Here is a 17,453-nt window from a genome sequence, read left to right as displayed (position 1 = left end):
ACCCCATGACCGACTGGACCACCGCGGACATCCCCGACCAGACCGGACGCACCGCCGTGATCACCGGCGCGAACACCGGCCTGGGATTCGAGACCGCCAAGGCGCTCGCGGCGAAGGGCGCGCGGGTGGTGATCGCGGTCCGCAACACCGACAAGGGCGCCCAGGCCGCCGCGAAGATCACCGGCGACGTCGACGTCCAGGAGCTGGACCTGACGTCGCTGTCCTCGATCCGCACTGCCGCCGACGCGTTGAAGACCCGCTTCGAGCGCATCGACCTGCTCATCAACAACGCCGGCGTGATGACGACCCCGAAGGGCACCACCGCCGACGGCTTCGAGCTGCAGTTCGGCACCAACCACCTCGGCCATTTCGCATTCACCGGCCTGCTGCTCGACACGATCCTCGATGCCCCCGGTTCCCGCATCGTCACCGTCAGCAGCAACGGCCACAAGTTGGGCGGCGCGATCCACTGGGACGACCTGCAGTGGGAGCGCAGCTACAGCCGGATGGGCGCCTACTCCCAGTCCAAGCTCGCCAACCTCATGTTCACCTACGAACTCCAGCGGCGCCTGGCACCGCGGGGCAACACCATCGCGGTCGCCGCGCACCCGGGCACCTCCAGCACCGAGTTGGCCCGCAACCTGCCCGCCGTGCTGCTGCCTGCGCTGAACCGGACCGCACAGCTGCTCGCCCAGCCCGCCGACCGCGGCGCCCTGCCCACGCTGCGCGCGGCCACCGATCCCGGCGTGCTCGGCGGCCAGTACTACGGTCCCGACGGCATCGGCCAGCAGCGAGGCGCCCCCGTCGTGGTGGCCTCCAGTCCCCAGTCCTACGACATGGCCATGCAGCAGCGGCTGTGGCAAATCTCGGAAGAGTTGACGAAGGTGGCGTTCCCCGTCACAAGCAGCGTCTGACCGGGGCAGACTGGGCGGCATGTCGCTGGTCGTGCCGCCCTATCCCCCGCCGCGCTACACCGCCGACGCCCCGGAGGTCAGCGCGTGGCTCAAACGGGGCGACGAGCCGCCGGACTACGACGCGTTCGGTCACGTCCAGTACCGGTATCTGGCCAACCAGCAGGACACCGGCGGCGACTACGGCCTGTACCGCGTGCAGATCGCGCCGCGCGGCGGGGGCCCCGGCCCGCACTTCCACCGCGGCATGTCCGAGGCGTTCTTCGTGCTGTCGGGCACGCTGTCGCTCTACAACGGCACCGAGTGGGTCGACGGCCACGCCGACGACTTCCTCTACGTGCCGCCGGGCGGCATCCACGGCTTCCGCAACGAGGCCGACGAGCCGGCCTCGATCCTGATGCTGTTCGCGCCCGGCGCGCCCCGTGAGCACTACTTCGAAGGCCTCGCCCACCTGGGCGAGATGACCGACGAGGAACGCCGCGAGTGGTTCGTCAAGAACGACAACCATTTCGTCGAGTGACCGAGTCGTCCGGACACGCCGCGCCCGGACACGCTGCGGATATGCGATCGCGGAACCCCCTGGCCTAGACTGCATTCCGGTTCGCCGTCGCAGACGGCACAACGGTTTGGGAGGAGTCGTGGGTGCGGGCTGACGCAGCACCCACGTCCGGCGCCGCCGGGGTGCCCAGCACCCAGTCGTTGCGCAGCTGGCAGCGACGGGCTCTGGTGAAATACCTGACCGCCAAACCCCGGGATTTCCTGGCAGTGGCCACCCCGGGCGCAGGCAAAACGACCTTCGCGCTGCGCATCGTCGCCGAACTGCTCGCCGAGCGCACCGTCGAGGCCGTCACGATCGTGGTGCCCACCGAGCACCTCAAGATCCAGTGGGCCCAGGCCGCGGCCCGGCACGGCATCGCACTGGACCCGAAGTTCTCGAACTCGAACTCGCAGACGTCGTCGGAGTACCACGGCGTCGTCGTGACCTACGCCCAGGTCGCCAGCCACCCGACCCGGCACCGGGTGCGCACCGAGAACCGCAAGACGCTGGTGGTGTTCGACGAGATCCACCACGGCGGGGACGCCAAGAGCTGGGGCGACGCGATCCGGGAGGCGTTCGACGACGCGACCCGCCGGCTGGCACTGACCGGGACACCGTTCCGCAGCGACGACAGCGCGATCCCGTTCGTCACCTACGAGACCGGGCCCGACGGCTTCGCCCGCTCCAAGGCCGACCACATCTACGGCTACAGCGACGCGCTCGCCGACGGGGTGGTCCGGCCGGTGATGTTCATGGCCTACTCCGGTGAGGCCCGCTGGCGGGACAGCGCCGGCGACGAGCACGCCGCGCGCCTGGGCGAGCCGTTGACCGCCGAGCAGACCGCGCGCGCCTGGAAGGCGGCGCTGGACCCGAAGGGCGACTGGATGCCCGCGGTGATCGCGGCGGCCGACAAGCGGCTGCAGGGTCTGCGGCAACACGTGCCCGACGCCGGCGGCATGATCATCGCCACCGACCAGACCACGGCCCGCGCCTACGCGGACCTGCTCGTCAAGATCACCGGCGAGGTGCCCACGGTGGTGCTGTCGGACGACAAGAGCGCCTCGGACCGGATCTCGGAGTACTCGGCGGGCACGTCCCGGTGGCTGGTCGCGGTGCGCATGGTGTCCGAGGGCGTCGACGTGCCGCGGCTCGCGGTCGGGGTCTATGCGACCAGCGCGTCGACGCCGCTGTTCTTCGCCCAGGCCATCGGCCGGTTCGTCCGGTCGCGGCGGCCCGGCGAGACCGCCAGCATCTTCCTGCCGTCGGTGCCCAACCTGCTGCTGCTGGCCAGTGAGATGGAGGCGCAGCGCAACCACGTGCTGGGCAAGCCGCACCGTGAGCCGATGGAGGACCCGCTCGACGCCGAGCTGCGTGAGCAGAAACGCGACGAGCCGGGCGAGGAAGAGAACAAGGTCGAGTACCTCGGCGCCGACGCCGAACTCGACCAGGTGATCTTCGACGGGTCGTCGTTCGGCACGGCGACCCCGGCCGGCAGCGAGGAGGAGGCCGACTACCTCGGCATCCCAGGCCTGCTCGACGCGGCATCGATGCGAGACCTGCTGCGGCGCAGGCAGGAAGAGCAACTCACCAAGCGCTCCGAGGCCGGGGTGGTCGCCCCGAAGACCACCCACGGACAGTTGCGCGAGCTGCGCGCCGAGCTGAACACGCTGGTGTCGCTGGCCCACCACCGCACCGGCCGCCCGCACGGCTGGATCCACAACGAGCTGCGCCGCCGCTGCGGCGGCCCGCCGGTGGCTGCCGCGACCCGCGAGCAGTTGCAGGCCCGCATCGAAGCGATCCGGATCCTGCAGCGCGAGTTAACCGCATAGGCCCGGCGTCGTCGTTCCTGTCAATTTCATGACGGATCGCGCGAACCGCGGATACGCGGAGTTCAGCGGGTAGCGTCACCCCGGGGCGCGTCTTGCGTGGGGGTAACCATGTTCACAATCGAACAGTTCTCGCGAATGGTCGCCGCCGTGCACGCCGCGGCGGTGGAGCCCGACGGCTGGGACGACGCACTGTCGCTGGTCCGCGCCTCCTTCGGCGCGAACGCGGCCGGCCTGGTCCGCGGCCACGGAGCGCAGCGGGTGCTGCAGAACTGCGACTTCCTCGACGAAGCGGCGATGCGGGCCTACCGCGACTACTACCGGCAGTCCGACTACGTGCTGGCCGCGGTGGAGCGCAGCGCGGTGGGGCTGGCGCACAGTGGAGGGTCACTCGTCGCGCTCAAGCCCCGCTCGGAGTTCCATGTGGACTGGATCCGCCGGTATGCCCTCGACGACGGGTTCTTCGTCCGCCTCGCGGGCCCGCCGCGGCCGTACTCGTTCGCGGTGGCCGGTCCGCGGGGCGCCGGGCTGTTCGCCGGTCCGGACACCGTCAAGGTTCTCAACGCGTTCATCCCGCAGCTTCAGCGCGCCCTGTGCACGCAGCACACGGTCACCGGGCTGCGTGACCGCGCCGAACATCACGACCACCCGGCCGACGCGTTCTCCGCACCCGCGGCGGTCATCGCCCCAGACATGACGGTGGCCTATGTCAACCCCGCCGCGGAGTCGCTGCTGCGTTGCGGCACCGACGTTCTCGTCACATCGGGACGTATGCGGCTGTCTGCGCCCGCGGCCGACACCGAGCTGCGCCGCGCGGTCGCCTGCGCCGCGCGCGCCACCGGCGTCCGCACCGGCGACTCGCTGCGGGTGCCGCGCAGCGGCTCGCCCCACCCGCTCGTGGTCCACGTGCTGCCACTGCCGGACAACCAGGATTCCAGCGCGCTGGTCGTGGTCGTCGACCCGGACGCGCGTCCCGAACCCACCAAACAGCTTCTGCGCCGGGTGTTGTCGCTGACGGACTCGGAAGCCGAAGTGGCGCTTCGCATCGGCCGCGGTCTCGGGCTGTCCGCGATCGCCGACGAGCTGTCACTGTCGCTGGCCACGGTCAAGACGCACCTGCAGCACACCTACCAGAAGACCGACACGCACCGGCAGTCGGATCTGGTGCGCCTGATGCTCGCACTCATGCCATAGCGGCGATCATGCCCGCCGGGAAGGGCTGCAGCCCTTCGGATTCCGGATCGGGCCGATCAGAAACCACCGCTCTGCGCCAGGGCCTTTTGACGCGCTTGGCGGCTGCCCGGTGGAAGTGCCGGGGCGGCAGATGTTCCCCGCGGCGCAGACACTCGCGCAGAGTGACGGCGCACAGAGCCGCGACCGTCATCCCCTGCCCGTAGATCGGGCTGATGCTGCATACTGCCTCGCCGGTGACCAGAAGCCCGCGCGGCACCCGGTCCAGCTTGTCGTAGCGGCGCCACATACTGCCCGGAAAGCGGTGCAGTGCAACGTCTCCGAGCGGCTCGGCGGTCCGCAGCGCGCCGACGGCGTGCGGGGGCATCAGCTGTTCGGCGCAGCGGAACATCTCCGCGACGCTCGCCGGGGCCGCCGCGGCGTTGCTGCCCCGCGTGCCTACGAGCATGTTCCATTGGTCGTTCTCGCACCGCGACATGATGAATCCGAGCGGCCGGCTGCGGGTGAGCATGTCGAGGAACATCAGCTCGTGCAGCAGCCCGTCGGGGATCCGCACCGGCATGCTCACGTAGTTGGCGTGCACCGTCAGCCGCTCCTCGGGCGGGCGCCGGTAACCGAGACACTCGAGGAACGCCGGGGTACGGGAGCCGCGGCCGGTGGCGTCGACGACGAGATCGGCGGGCAGGTCCTGCGTTCCGCGCCCGCCCGCGGCCTGGACGCCCGTCACCACCTCGCCGCGCCACATCAGCGGACCGGCGTCGTGCCTGTCGAGCACGGCCACCCCGGGCAGCGTTCTGACCCGGCTGAGCACATGTCCTTCGACGAACGGCCGGCCGGCGAACAGGACCGCCGGTCCCGACAGGTCGGGCAGAGGCCCCAGCCTGGTGACGGGGCGGCCGCCGACGCGGGTGTACATCCGGGACAGGTCGCCGTCGGCCCACAGATGCGCCCCGGCGGCCACCATCTCCTCGGTGACACCGGGGAAGAGCTCCTCGACGATCTGCCCGCAGCGGGCAGGCACCATGTGCGGCTGCCGGCTCCGCGGCATTCCCCGTTGCGTGGTCGCGGCGGCGTCGAGCGCGTCGCGCTCCAGCACGGTCACGCGGTCGTAGAAGTCGGTGAGCACCCGGGCTGTCAAGAGCCCGCCGATGCCCGCACCGAGCACCACTGCGTGCCCACCCCTATGGGTCATGTCCCCATCAAGCGCTGCCGCCACCGGGAAATCCTCACCCGAACGGTTGAAGTTCCGGGGCCCGCTCTCAGCGCAGCAGCGCGATGACCTGCGCGATGTCCTCCAGCGCGGACGCACGTCCGGGCAGTTCGTCGAACACCGTCCAGTAGCTGATCCCGTAGTCGCGCTGACGGGCCATGAGTTGTTCGGCCATCTGCTCGTGGGTGCCGAGCAACACGAACGGCGAGTCCAGCAGCGTGGCCGGGTCGGCGTCCATCGCGTCGGCCAACTCGGCGGCGGTGCGTGCCCGATCGGTGGTCACCACGACCGCCTGGATCAGCGCGTTGAGTTCGATCTGGGCGAACCGCTCCCCCGCCGCGGCCCGCACGACGGCGATGCGGTCGGCGAGTCCCGGTCCGTCGAAGTGGCTGAACCGCACCCGGCTGGCGTCCCGGTTGTGCGAGATGCCCGCGAATCCCGCGATGTCGGCGACGCGCCCGGCGAGCTGCAGCACCCGGGTGCCGTTGCCGCCGATCAGGATCGGGACCGGCCCGGGCGGTGCAGGCACGACGTCGCTCGCCGCCGCGTGCACCCGGTAGTACTCGCCGTCGACGTCGACGGACCGGCCGTCGAGCAGGGCCTTGATCACGGCCACCGATTCGGCCAGCCGGGACACCCGGACGCCGCCGGCGTCGAAGCCCACGCCTGCCGCGTCGTACTCGGACTTCATGTGCCCGGCGCCGATGCCGAGTTCGAAGCGGCCGCCGCTGACCAGGGCGACACCCGCGCTCTCCCGGGCCGTCTCGACCGGATGACGGAAGTCGTTGTTGAGGACCAGCGTTCCGACCCGCAGCCGCGAGGTCACCGCGGCTGCGGCGGCGGCGCCGGAGAAGGGCGGCATCGGCCAGCCCAGATGATCGACGAAGGTGAGCACGTCGAACCCGGCCGCCTCGACCCGCTGCGCGAACTCCCGCGCCGCGGCGCCCTCCCGCGGCAGCCCGGTGGTCAGCCCGAACCGCATCTACAGCCCGAGCAGGCCCGGCAGGTCGGCCACCGAATCGATGACGTGGTTCGGCTGCATGGCGAATTCGTCTGCGGCCCACCGATCCAGCGTGTCCTGACGGAACTTCCCGGTGCGCACCAGCACGCCCGTCATGCCGACCACCTGTCCGGCCAGCACATCGTTGTTGAGGTCATCGCCGACCACATACATCTCGTCGGGGTCCACCCCGAGCCTGGCGGCCGCCGACAGGAATCCCTCCGGAGCGGGCTTGCCGACGGCGGTGGCCTTGCGACCGGAGGTCTTCTCCATCCCGATCAGGTACATGCCGGTGTCGATGCGCACGCCGTCGGCGGTGGTCCATGCGGTGCTGCGGTGCATCGCCACCACCGGCACGCCCTGGGCCATCCAGTCGTAGACCCAGGACAACGTCAGGTGGCTGTACTCCGGGCCCGCGCCGCCGAGCAGCACCACATCCGGCGTCTCGGGGGCGCGGGGGCCGGTGAACTCCCCCGAGTAGACGATGTCGATGCCGGGCATGTCCTCGGCGATCTGGCCGCTGTTGACCAGGAAGCACCGGGCGTCCGGGTAGCGGTCACGGACGTAGTCCGCGGTCAGCACCGCGGCGGTGATCACCTCGTCGGCGCGCACCGCCATGCCCGCGTCGGTGAGCAGGTCGGCGATCTGCGCGCGGGTCCTGGTGGTCGTGTTGGTCAGATACGCGCACGCGATCTGGTTGTCCGCCAACGTCTGCAGGGTCTCGGCCGCACCCGGGATCGGCTTCCACGACGTCACGAGTACGCCGTCGATGTCGAACAGAATTCCCCCGATGGCCATGGTGCGACAGTAAACCGCCTCCGTTGGCGCGCAACCGGAGACCCTTTCTAGCCGCGGGCCCACGAGGTCGCGGCGAGCCACGGCGAGGTCGCGGCGGCGATCGACCACGCGAGGTCGGCGGGCACGTCGACGACCTCGTAGCGCTTCACCCCCGCCGCGGTGGCGGCGACCAGGGTCGCCACCCCGGCCCGGCGCTGCCACAGCGACTGGCGCACCGTCCATCCGACGATGCCGGGCGCCGCCACGCAGTCGCGGCGCCGGGCCAGGCTGCCCGACCGCGACACCAACCAGCCGTCGCCTGAGCGGTGCCCCAGCGACCTGGCGCGGTCGTGGGCCAGGGCCGCGCAGACCGCGGTCAGGATCGCCGGGACCGCCCACGCCCACGCCGCGACGTCGGTCAGCACGGCCGCCACGGCCAGGGCCGCCGCGACGACGGCAGGCAACGCCATCGCCCTGGTCCAGCGCCGCCGGGTCGCCACCGGGCCGTGTGCCGTCAGCGGTCCGTGCACCGCGTCGGGCTGTTCGATCAAGTCGACCAGCACCGTCTCCGCGGTGCGGCGGGGACACGGCGGCAGCAGCTGGGAGGCCTCCCCGGCGCCTGCCACCCCGGTCATCACCGCGTCCAGCCGGGCGCCGCCGAACAGCCGGACCAGCAGGGGTTCGCGCAGCGTGCCGCCGCGCAGCCGGCGCATGTCGAAGGTGTGCTCACGCACCCGCACCAGCCCGTGCGACAGGTGCAGCACCTCGGCGTCGCGGCGCAGCACCAGGTTCCCGTAGGTCAGCAGCGACTGGGTCACCGACAACGCCACCGACGCGAGCACCACGGCCAGGACCACCGCCACAGCGGCACCGATCACGCCGAGGCGCTGGGCCACCCGCTCGCCCTCGGCGACGAACGCCGAATCCCGCACCGCGCCGAGCACCCCCGGTTGCGACACCACACCCAGCGCCGCGACGATCATCACCAGTCCGGCCGAGGTCAGCGGGCTGTACCGCAGCCACGACGGCTGCCACCGCGCGAGCAGCCGCGTCGGCTCCGCCTGGGTGACGGGCTCCAGCGACTCGGCCAGCAGCACCGCCCGCAGCCGGGCGACTTCGTCGGCGGGCACCGCGTCGAGCTCGAAATCGTTGTCGCCCCTGGCCTCCTGCCCGGTGCTGATCCGCAACACGGTCAGGCCCAGAAGGCGGTGTAGCAGCCGGGCGTCGGTGGACACCGAACGAATCCGGTTGCGCGGCACCGACAACACCGTGCGCTGCAATACCCCGGTGCGCAGCTGCACCTCCTCGGGCCCGATGCGGTACGCGGTGGTGAACCACCTGGCCAGGCCGTAGGCGACCACCAGCCCCACGCCTGCCACCGTCCACAGCGGATTGCCGGTGGCCGATCCGAGCACCAACGAGCCGATCAGAACCGGGATCTGGCGTGCCACCTCGTGCACCGGATGCACCAGCAGCATGCGCGGGCTCAGCCGCGACCACTCTGCATTCACGTGGCGTCCTCGGCGCCCAGCGCGGCGATGTCGGTTAGCCGGGCCACCACCCGGTCGGCGACCTCGGCGTCCAGCGCCACGATGCGCACCGCCCCGGCCGACGACGCCGTCGTCACGGTCACGTTCGCCAGACCGAAGATCCGGTCCAGCGGGCCGCGGTAGGTGTCGACGGTCTGCACCCGCGAGATCGGGGCGATCCGGCGTTCCTGCACCAGCCACCCCGACCGCGTGTACACCGCGGTCGAGTCGAGATCCCACCGGTGCACGCGGTACCGCCACAGCGGCGCGATGACCACCGAGACACCGGCGCCGACCACGGTGGCCGCGGCGAGCAGCAGGTGCAGCCAGGACAGCCGGCCGTCGACCGCGAACCACACCGCCTGCGCGATCGCGGCGATCGTCCACGGCACGGCGGCCCCGACCGCCCAGACAAGAGGCGCTTTCCGGCTCGGCGGGTGCGCCGGTTCGACCAGATGCACGCGGTCGAGACTAGACCGTAAGTTGAACGCCATGACCTCCAAATGGACCGCCGCAGACGTGCCCGACCAGTCCGGCCGGGTCGCCGTCGTCACCGGCGCCAACACCGGCATCGGTTACGAGACGGCCGCGGTGCTGGCGGGCAGGGGCGCCCGCGTCGTCATCGCGGTGCGCGACCTCGACAAGGGCCGCAAGGCCGTTGACGCGATCGCCCGGCTGCATCCGGGCGCCGACGTCACGGTCCAGGAACTCGACCTGTCGTCACTGGCCAGTGTCCGCGCCGGGGCCGACGCCCTGCGCGCCGCGTTCCCGCGCATCGACCTGCTGATCAACAACGCCGGGGTGATGTACCCGCCCAAGCAGGTCACCGCCGACGGCTTCGAGCTGCAGTTCGGCACCAACCATCTGGGCCCCTTCGCCTTCACCGGGCTGATGCTGGACACGCTGCTGGACGTGCCGGGCTCTCGCGTGGTGACCGTGGCCAGCATCGCGCACCGGAAGATGGCCGACATCCACTTCGACGACCTGCAGTGGGAGCGCAGCTACAACCGGGTCGCGGCCTACGGCCAGTCCAAGCTCGCCAACCTGATGTTCACCTACGAGCTGCAGCGCAGACTGGCCGCCGCGGGGGCGCCGACCATCGCCGTCGCCGCCCACCCGGGCCTCTCGAACACCGAACTGATGCGCCACATCCCCGGCTCCTCGCTGCCCGGCTTCAGCCGGCTGGCCGGGCTGGTGACCAACAGCCCCGCGGTCGGCGCGCTGGCCACCCTGCGCGCGGCCGCCGACCCCGAGGTGCAGGGCGGCCAGTACTACGGCCCGTCGGGCTTCCAGGAGATGATCGGCCACCCGGTGCTGGTGTCGTCGAACGCGAAGTCCCACAACCTCGACGTGCAGCAGCGGCTCTGGACGGTGTCCGAGGAGCTCACCGGCGTGAAGTACGACATCTGATGCGCTCGGTCGAGGAACACCGGCGCGCGGTCGCGTCGCTGATCACCACGCGACCCCCGGTCACCGTGCCGCTCGCCGACGCGCTCGGGCTGGTGCTGGCCGCCGACGTGGTGGCCCCGCTGTCGCTGCCCGGTTTCGACAACTCCGCGATGGACGGGTACGCGGTGGTCAGCGAGGAACTCGCCACGGCCAGCGACTCCACGCCGGTCCGGCTGCCGGTCACCGAGGACATCCCGGCCGGCCGCACCGACATCCCGACGCTGAAACCCGGCACCGCGCACCGCATCATGACCGGCGCGCCGCTGCCTGCCGGCGCCACGGCCGTCATCCCCGTGGAGGCCACCGACGGCGCCACCGACACCGTGACGATCCGCGCGAGCACCCGCCCCGGTCAGCACATCCGCCGCGCCGGCGAGGACGTCACCGCAGGCACGACGGTGCTGCAGACCGGTCAGCTGGTCACCCCGGCCGCGCTCGGCCTGGCCGCCGCGCTGGGCCTGGGTGAGTTGCCGGTGATCCCGCGGCAGCGGGTGCTGGTGGTGTCCACCGGCACCGAACTGGTCGCGGCGGGCCGCCGCTGCAGCCCGGGCAGATCTACGAGTCCAACGGCGTGATGCTGTCCGCCGCGGTCCGCGACGCCGGAGCCGAAGTGGTCGCCGCGCCGATGACCGGCGACGACGTCGACGCGTTCGTGGGCGTGCTGCGCAGCTACGCCGAGAGCGCCGACCTGATCCTGACCACGGGCGGGGTCAGCGCCGGCGCCTACGAGGTGGTCAAGGACGCGCTGACCGAGGGCGGGGTCGAGTTCACCAAGGTCGCGATGCAGCCGGGCATGCCCCAGGGCGCGGGCACGGTGTACGGCGTCCCGACGATCACGCTGCCCGGCAACCCGGTCAGCGCGCTGGTGTCGTTCGAGGTGTTCGTGCGTCCTGCGCTGCGCACCGCGATGGGCCTGCCCGACGCCGAGCGGCCGCGCCGCACCGCGATGCTCACCGAGGACCTGGTGTCCCCGCGCGGCAAGCGCCAGTTCCGGCGCGGCGTGTTCGACCCAGCCACCGACACCGTGACCGGTTACGGGCCGCCTGCGTCGCATCACCTGCGCTGGCTGGCGTCGGCGAACTGTCTGCTGGAGCTCGACGAGGACACCGCCGAGGTGGCCGCGGGCTCCCGCGTTCAGGTGTGGGACCTGCGTTAGCCCTCGGGACCGTACAATCGCCCCCACGATGGCCCGACGCCCCGACCTCCAGACAGGACCAGCGCGCCTGGCGGCCCTGGTTCGCACCACTGTTCCGCCGATGCACCCCGCAGGCCTGCCGTTCGTCGGCGCCAGCCTCGCGGTCGCATTGGCCGGGCGCCGAACCCGCTGGCTGCGCAACGCCGGGGTCGCGTCCGCCGCGGCCAACGCGGCGTTCTTCCGGCATCCGCCGCGCACCCCGGCCCGCCCCGGCGTCGTCGTCGCCCCCGCCGACGGGCTCATCTGCCTGATCGAGGACGAGGTCCCGCCGAGCGAACTGGGACTCCCGGCGACACCTTTGCCACGCATCAGCATCTTCCTGTCGCTGTTCGACGCGCACGTGCAGCGCGCGCCGCTGGCCGGCGAGGTGGTCGCGGTGCGGCACCGACCCGGGCGGTTCGGGTCCGCCGAACTGGCCGCGGCCAGCGCCGACAACGAACGCAACAGCGTGGTGATCCGCAGCCCGGAGGGCGACGAGGTGATCGCGGTGCAGATCGCGGGTCTGCTGGCCCGGCGCATCGTGTGCGAGGTCCGGCCCGGCGACAAGGTCGGCCTCGGCGACACCTACGGGCTGATCCGCTACGGCTCCCGGCTGGACACCTACCTGCCTGCGGGCTCGAACATCCTGGTCAGCGTCGGCCAGCGCGCGGTCGCCGGCGAGACCGTGCTGGCCGAGCTGTCCCGATGAGGCCACGCATCAACAGATCCGTCGTCGGCGTGCGCATCCTGCCGAGCGCGATGACGGTGGCCGCGATCTGCCTGGGGCTGAGCGCGGTGAAGTTCGCGCTCGACGGCCGGCCGACCGAGGCGATGGCGTTCCTGGCGATCGCGGCGATCCTCGACGCGCTGGACGGCCGCACCGCCCGCGCGCTGAACGCGACCTCGCGGATGGGCGAGGAGATCGACTCGCTGGCCGACGCGGTGAACTTCGGCGTGGCACCGGCGTTCATCGTCTACGCCACCCTGCTGTCGACCTCGCGCATCGGCTGGATCGTGGTGCTGTTGTACGCGGTGTGCATCGTGCTGCGGCTGGCACGCTTCAACGCGATGCTCGACGTCGACGAGCCCGCGTACCAGAAGAAGTACTTCGTCGGCATGCCCGCCCCGGCGGGCGCGATCGGCGCGATCGGGCCGCTGGCGGCCAAGATGCAGTTCGGGGACGGCTGGTGGACCTCCGAGCCCGCCGTGGTGATCTGGATGATCGGCATCTCGCTGCTGGTGGTCAGCACGCTGCCGATGCGCAAGATCCACACGTTCTCGGTGCCGCCGAACATGGTGGCGCCGCTGCTGGCACTGCTGGCCTTCGGGGTGGCGGCGTCGATCCTGTACGGCTACATCGTGATCCTGGTGATCATCGTGGCCTATTTCCTGCACATCCCGTTCGCGATCCGCACCCGCCGATTCCTGGCGGCGCACCCCGAGGTCTGGGACGACAAGCCACGCCAGCAGCGTGCGGCGCGGCGGGCGATCCGGCGGACCCAGCCGCACCGGCGTTCGACGCTGCGCCTCGGTCTGCGCAGGCCGCCGAGAGGCTGACGTGTCCGAATCGCACCAGTCCCCCGAAGTCCGGCAGTCGCGCGTACACCTGACACTGACCGCGAGGCTGAACACCTCGGCGCTGGACTCGCGCCGCGGCGTGGTCCGGCTCCACCCCGAAGCCATTGCCGCGCTGGGCATCAGGGAGTGGGATGCGGTGTCGCTGACCGGGTCGCGCACCACCGCCGCGGTCGTCGGGATCGCCCCGCCGGGCACGCCGACCGGCACCGCGCTGCTCGACGACGTGACGCTGTCCAACGCGGGCCTGCGGGAGGACGCGTCGGTGCTCGTCGCCCCGGTCGCCGTGCAAGGGGCCCGATGCGTGACGCTGCGCGGCTCGCAGCTGGCCACCAGGTCGGTCTCGTCGGCCACGCTGCGACAGGCCCTGCTCGGCAAGGTGATGACGGTGGGCGACACGGTGTCGCTGCTCCCGCGCGATCTCGGGCCGGGCACCTCCACGTCACAGGCCAGCGCGGCGCTGGCGTCCTCGGTCGGGATCACCTGGACCTCGGAGCTGCTGACCGTCACGTCCGTCGACCCCGCCGGACCCGTGAGCGTGCAACCCAATTCGCAGGTGGAATGGGCGGACGCGGCGACGTCGCCGGCACCGCAGGCCGGCAGCGCCCCGACCGGGGCGACCGTCGTCGCCCCGTCGGAGGCGCCCACGGTCGGCTACGACGACCTGAAGGGCTCGCATGCGCAGGCCGCCGCCTCACCGACTGGCTCAAGCTCGCCCTCGATCAACCTGAACTGCTCCGAAAGCTCGGCGCCACCGCGAATCTGGGCGTGCTGGTGTCGGGCCCGGCCGGGGTGGGCAAGGCGACCCTGGTCCGCACCGTCTGCGCGGGACGCCGATTGGTCGAACTCGACGGACCCGAGGCCGGATCGCTGCGCGCCGAGGACCGGTTGGCCAAGGTGTCCTCGGCGGTCGCCGCCGTCCGCGACGGCGGCGGGGTGCTGCTGGTCACCGACGTGGACGCGTTGCTCCCGGTGCCCGTGGAGCCGGTCGCCACGCTGATCCTGACCGAACTGCGTTCAGCGGTCGCCACTCCGGGCGTCGTGTTCGTGGCCACCACGGCGCTGCCGGACAACGTCGACCCGCGGCTGCGCAGCCCTGACCTGTGCGACCGCGAGCTCGGGTTGACGCTGCCCGACGGCGCGGTGCGCGGCCAGCTGCTCGAGGTGCTGCTGCGCAACGTGCCCGCGAAAGATCTCGATATCGACGAGATTGCCGAGCGCACACCGGGATTCGTGGTGGCCGACCTCGCCGCGCTGGTGCGCGAGGCCGCGCTGCGGGCCGCCGCGCGGGCCAGCGAGACCGGCGAGACGCCGGCACTGGCGCAGGACGACCTGGTCGGCGCGCTCGGGGTGATCCGGCCGCTGTCCCGCTCGGCCACCGAGGAGGTGTCCGTCGGCTCGGTGACCCTCGAGGACGTCGGCGACATGGCCGAGACCAAGCAGGCGCTGACCGAGGCGGTGCTGTGGCCACTGCAGCACCCGGAGACGTTCCAGCGACTCGGGGTGGAACCGCCGCGTGGCGTGCTGCTCTACGGGCCACCCGGCTGCGGCAAGACGTTCGTGGTGCGGGCGCTGGCTAGCTCGGGACGGTTGAGCGTGCATGCGGTCAAAGGCGCAGAGCTGATGGACAAGTGGGTGGGCTCGTCGGAGAAGGCGGTCCGCGAACTGTTCCAGCGGGCCCGCGACTCGGCGCCGTCGCTGGTGTTCCTCGACGAGATCGACGCGCTGGCCCCGCGCCGCGGCCAGAGTTTCGACTCCGGCGTCACCGATCGCGTGGTGGCCGCGATGCTGACCGAACTCGACGGCATCGAGCCGCTGCGCGACGTGGTCGTGCTGGGCGCGACCAACCGCCCGGACCTGATCGACCCGGCGCTGCTGCGACCCGGCCGGCTGGAGCGGCTGGTGTTCGTCGAGCCCCCGGACGCCGAGGCCCGCACCCAGATCCTGAAGACCGCGGGCAAGTCCGTGCCGCTGGCCGACGACGTCGACCTGGAGACGCTGGCCGGCGACCTCGACGGGTACAGCGCCGCGGACTGCGTGGCCCTGCTGCGGGAGGCGGCCCTGACCGCGATGCGCCGTTCGATCGACGCGGCCGACGTCACCGCGGCCGACGTCGCGGCGGCCCGGCAGGCGGTGCGGCCGTCGTTGGACCCCGCGCAGGTGGAGTCGTTGCGGCAATTCGCCGAATCCCGCTGACCCTGCGCCGAGAGTGCGCTGAGATCGCGCCTTCGGGCGTTTCGGCGATCTGTGCGCACTCTCGCGAGCGGAACAAATCTTGACAGTGACTAGTTGTCGTGGAATCGTCTGAACTAGTCAGTGTCAAGTTGGGGAGGGACCATGAGCTCCACCGTCACACCGGCCGTCCGCGCCGGGGACCGCGACCGCGACATCACCGCCCACTTGCTCGGCCAGGCGCTGGCCCAGGGGTATCTGGACGTCACCGAGTACGACGCCCGGTTGCAGGCGGTCTACGACGCCCATACCGAGCCTGACCTGGGCCGACTCACCGCGGACCTGCCAGCGGCCGAGCTGCGCCGCAACGGCCCGCAGCGGACGGCGGCCCGTCGTGCCGTCGCCCGCCGCAGCGTCCACCTGCACGTGGCGGGCTATCTCGCGATGGTCGTCATCGTGCTCACCGTGTGGCTGGCCGTCGGGCTGACCGCGGGCTCCTGGTACTTCTGGCCGGTGTGGCCGATCCTCGGAGCCGGCATCGGACTGCTCGCGCACACCCTGCCGGTTCGGTACGCGTTCGGCCCGTGCCCGGGCTGGCGTCCCGGGAGCTAGGCCGGGTCGCCATACTCGTCGAACCAGTACGCGAGTTTGCCGCGGCGGCTGACCGCCCGCAGCCGGCGCTCGGCCAGGTCGCGCGTCACCGACGTCGTCACGATCAGCAGCTCGTCTCCGGCCTGCAGCCGCGTCACGGGTTGCGGCACGAACGGCTGGCCGGCCCGGATGATCAGCGTGATGACGCTCGGGTCGGGCAGCCGCAGCTCGAGCACCGTCACGTTGTGCAGACGCGACCCCGGCAGCACCGTCATCGTCAACAGCTCGGCGCCGAGCACGTCCAGCGGCGCGGCGTCCACCTGGATCTCGCGGGTGGTGTCGCGCGGGATCAGGTTCAGCCACTCGGCCACCAGCCGCAGGCTCGGCCCCTGGATCACCGTGTAGAGCACCACGAGGATGAACACGATGTGCAGCAGCCGCCAGCTGTCCTGCACCCCCGCCACGATCGGGTACGTGCACAGCACGATCGGCACGGCGCCGCGCAGACCCGCCCAGGACAGGAACAACCGCTCCCGCCACGGCACCCGAAAGCCGATGAGCGACAAGAAGACCGACAGCGGCCGCGCCAGCAGCAGCAGCACCAGCCCCGCCACGAACGCCGGCACCACCTCCTCGAGAAGCTGATCCGGCGACACCAGCAGCCCGAGGATGACGAACACCCCGATCTGGGCCAGCCAGCCGGCCCCTCGGCGAACGACCGCGTCGCCGACCGGTGCGGCAGACCCGAGTTCGCCAGCACCACCCCGGCCACGTAGGCGGCCAGGAACCCACTGCCGTGCGCGGAACCGGCCGCGGCGAACGCCAGCATGCCGAGGCCGAACGTGGCCAGCGGGTACAGCCCGGCCGCAGGCAATGCGATACGGCGCAGGGTGATCGCACCGAGGACACCGCAGCCGAGCCCGAGCACCACGCCGACCCCGAGCTCGTAGAACAGCGTGCCCGCGACCGCCAACGGGTTCAATTCCATCGGCGTCACGCTGAACAACACCACCAGGATCACCGCGGGCGCGTCGTTGAAGCCCGACTCGGCCTCGAGCAGGCCGCTCAGCCTGCGCGGCAACGGCACCACCCGCAGCACCGAGAACACCGCGGCCGCATCGGTACTGGAGACCACCGCGCCCAGCAGCAGCGCCAGCTGCCAGTCCATCCCGAGCAACCAGTGCACGGCCGTCGCGGTGATCAGCGTGCTCACGCCGACACCGACGGTAGCCAGCACGCCCGCGGGCGCGAGCACCTTGCGGATGTCGCTGAATCGGGTTGTCAGACCGCCCTCGACCAGGATCACCGCCAGCGCGGCAGTGCCCAGATCCTGCGCCAGCTGGGCGTTGTCGAAGACCAGGCCGACCTCGCCAAGCAGCACGCCGACGCCGAGGAACAGCAATAGGCTGGGCAGGCCGATCCCTGTGGCCAGCCTCGTGGCGGCGATGCTGGCCAGGAGCACGAGGCCCCCGACCAGCAGCGCCACGTAGAGCTGGTACAGGGTCACCGG

Annotated in this window: 13 protein-coding genes and 3 pseudogenes; 10 read left to right on the top strand and 6 right to left on the bottom strand. The window is 71.6% G+C overall.

Annotated elements, in window-relative coordinates; translation table 11 throughout:
- Positions 1-5 precede the first annotated feature (5 nt).
- From C6A87_RS03310 to C6A87_RS03295, 4 genes are all read left to right on the top strand, one after another.
- Complete coding sequence (locus C6A87_RS03310) at positions 6-914, top strand: SDR family NAD(P)-dependent oxidoreductase (protein WP_311115962.1); 909 nt, start codon at positions 6-8, stop codon at positions 912-914.
- Between the two features lie 19 nt (positions 915-933).
- Positions 934-1,431 (top strand): cupin domain-containing protein, encoded by a 498-nt coding sequence (locus tag C6A87_RS03305; protein WP_311115961.1) that lies wholly within the window; start codon positions 934-936, stop codon positions 1,429-1,431.
- A 122-nt stretch (positions 1,432-1,553) separates the two neighbouring features.
- The gene (locus C6A87_RS03300) at positions 1,554-3,278 is read left to right on the top strand and encodes a DEAD/DEAH box helicase (protein ID WP_311115960.1); all 1,725 of its coding nucleotides are present in this window, start codon (positions 1,554-1,556) and stop codon (positions 3,276-3,278) included.
- A gap of 108 nt (positions 3,279-3,386) precedes the next feature.
- The gene (locus tag C6A87_RS03295; RefSeq protein WP_311115959.1) at positions 3,387-4,469 is read left to right on the top strand and encodes a helix-turn-helix transcriptional regulator; all 1,083 of its coding nucleotides are present in this window, start codon (positions 3,387-3,389) and stop codon (positions 4,467-4,469) included.
- Here C6A87_RS03295 and C6A87_RS03290 read toward each other — a convergent pair.
- The 5 genes from C6A87_RS03290 to C6A87_RS03270 all read right to left on the bottom strand — a co-directional run bounded on the left by C6A87_RS03290 (position 4,459) and on the right by C6A87_RS03270 (position 9,443).
- Positions 4,459-5,658, bottom strand: coding sequence for a 2-polyprenyl-6-methoxyphenol hydroxylase-like oxidoreductase (locus C6A87_RS03290; protein WP_311115958.1), 1,200 nt, complete (start codon positions 5,656-5,658; stop codon positions 4,459-4,461). The two genes, C6A87_RS03295 and C6A87_RS03290, sit on opposite strands and share 11 nt — an antisense overlap.
- Positions 5,659-5,725: 67 nt before the next feature.
- Entirely contained in the window at positions 5,726-6,658 is a 933-nt protein-coding gene (locus C6A87_RS03285) for a TIGR03621 family F420-dependent LLM class oxidoreductase (RefSeq protein WP_311115957.1), read from the bottom strand.
- Positions 6,659-7,474: an HAD-IIA family hydrolase gene (locus C6A87_RS03280; RefSeq protein ID WP_311115956.1), complete on the bottom strand. Its 816-nt coding sequence runs from the start codon at positions 7,472-7,474 to the stop codon at positions 6,659-6,661.
- Positions 7,475-7,521: 47 nt separating this feature from the next.
- Complete coding sequence (locus C6A87_RS03275; RefSeq protein ID WP_311117805.1) at positions 7,522-8,931, bottom strand: PH domain-containing protein; 1,410 nt, start codon at positions 8,929-8,931, stop codon at positions 7,522-7,524.
- A 29-nt stretch (positions 8,932-8,960) separates the two neighbouring features.
- Positions 8,961-9,443, bottom strand: coding sequence for a PH domain-containing protein (locus C6A87_RS03270; RefSeq protein WP_311115955.1), 483 nt, complete (start codon positions 9,441-9,443; stop codon positions 8,961-8,963).
- Positions 9,444-9,474: 31 nt separating this feature from the next.
- On the opposite strand from C6A87_RS03270, the gene C6A87_RS03265 reads away from it, so the two are divergent.
- From C6A87_RS03265 to C6A87_RS03240, 6 genes and pseudogenes are all read left to right on the top strand, one after another.
- Positions 9,475-10,392, top strand: coding sequence for an SDR family NAD(P)-dependent oxidoreductase (locus tag C6A87_RS03265; RefSeq protein ID WP_311115954.1), 918 nt, complete (start codon positions 9,475-9,477; stop codon positions 10,390-10,392).
- Positions 10,392-11,587: pseudogene (gene glp / locus C6A87_RS03260) on the top strand (gephyrin-like molybdotransferase Glp). The gene C6A87_RS03265 and the pseudogene glp overlap by 1 nt, the downstream one beginning before the upstream one ends.
- A 28-nt stretch (positions 11,588-11,615) precedes the next feature.
- Positions 11,616-12,314: a phosphatidylserine decarboxylase gene (locus C6A87_RS03255; RefSeq protein ID WP_311115953.1), complete on the top strand. Its 699-nt coding sequence runs from the start codon at positions 11,616-11,618 to the stop codon at positions 12,312-12,314.
- Positions 12,311-13,162 carry a CDP-diacylglycerol--serine O-phosphatidyltransferase gene (pssA, locus tag C6A87_RS03250; protein WP_311115952.1) on the top strand — a complete coding sequence of 284 codons (852 nt, stop codon included), beginning with the start codon at positions 12,311-12,313 and terminating at the stop codon, positions 13,160-13,162. Before C6A87_RS03255 ends, pssA begins: the two co-directional genes overlap by 4 nt.
- Before the next feature lie 49 nt (positions 13,163-13,211).
- Positions 13,212-15,376 (top strand): annotated as a pseudogene (locus C6A87_RS03245) (AAA family ATPase).
- A 141-nt stretch (positions 15,377-15,517) separates the two neighbouring features.
- Positions 15,518-15,964, top strand: a complete 447-nt coding sequence (locus C6A87_RS03240) for a DUF1707 domain-containing protein (protein ID WP_311115951.1) — start codon at positions 15,518-15,520, stop codon at positions 15,962-15,964.
- Here C6A87_RS03240 and C6A87_RS03235 read toward each other — a convergent pair.
- Positions 15,961-17,450: pseudogene (locus tag C6A87_RS03235) on the bottom strand (potassium/proton antiporter). The gene C6A87_RS03240 and the pseudogene C6A87_RS03235 sit on opposite strands and share 4 nt — an antisense overlap.
- Positions 17,451-17,453 lie beyond the last annotated feature (3 nt).

Origin of the sequence: Mycobacterium sp. ITM-2016-00317 (genome assembly GCF_002968295.1) — a bacterium.
Classification (GTDB): domain Bacteria; phylum Actinomycetota; class Actinomycetes; order Mycobacteriales; family Mycobacteriaceae; genus Mycobacterium.
Note: the sequence above shows the minus strand (reverse complement) of the source record. Positions and strands in the feature narration are given on the sequence as shown.

Coding starts and splice junctions, on each gene's coding strand:
- C6A87_RS03310 (WP_311115962.1), top strand. CDS start 6: ATGACCGACTGGACCACCGCGGACATCCCCGACCAGACCGGACGCACC.
- C6A87_RS03305 (WP_311115961.1), top strand. CDS start 934: ATGTCGCTGGTCGTGCCGCCCTATCCCCCGCCGCGCTACACCGCCGAC.
- C6A87_RS03295 (WP_311115959.1), top strand. CDS start 3,387: ATGTTCACAATCGAACAGTTCTCGCGAATGGTCGCCGCCGTGCACGCC.
- C6A87_RS03290 (WP_311115958.1), bottom strand. CDS start 5,658: ATGACCCATAGGGGTGGGCACGCAGTGGTGCTCGGTGCGGGCATCGGC.
- C6A87_RS03285 (WP_311115957.1), bottom strand. CDS start 6,658: ATGCGGTTCGGGCTGACCACCGGGCTGCCGCGGGAGGGCGCCGCGGCG.
- C6A87_RS03280 (WP_311115956.1), bottom strand. CDS start 7,474: ATGGCCATCGGGGGAATTCTGTTCGACATCGACGGCGTACTCGTGACG.
- C6A87_RS03275 (WP_311117805.1), bottom strand. CDS start 8,931: ATGCTGCTGGTGCATCCGGTGCACGAGGTGGCACGCCAGATCCCGGTT.
- C6A87_RS03265 (WP_311115954.1), top strand. CDS start 9,475: ATGACCTCCAAATGGACCGCCGCAGACGTGCCCGACCAGTCCGGCCGG.
- C6A87_RS03255 (WP_311115953.1), top strand. CDS start 11,616: ATGGCCCGACGCCCCGACCTCCAGACAGGACCAGCGCGCCTGGCGGCC.
- pssA (WP_311115952.1), top strand. CDS start 12,311: ATGAGGCCACGCATCAACAGATCCGTCGTCGGCGTGCGCATCCTGCCG.
- C6A87_RS03240 (WP_311115951.1), top strand. CDS start 15,518: ATGAGCTCCACCGTCACACCGGCCGTCCGCGCCGGGGACCGCGACCGC.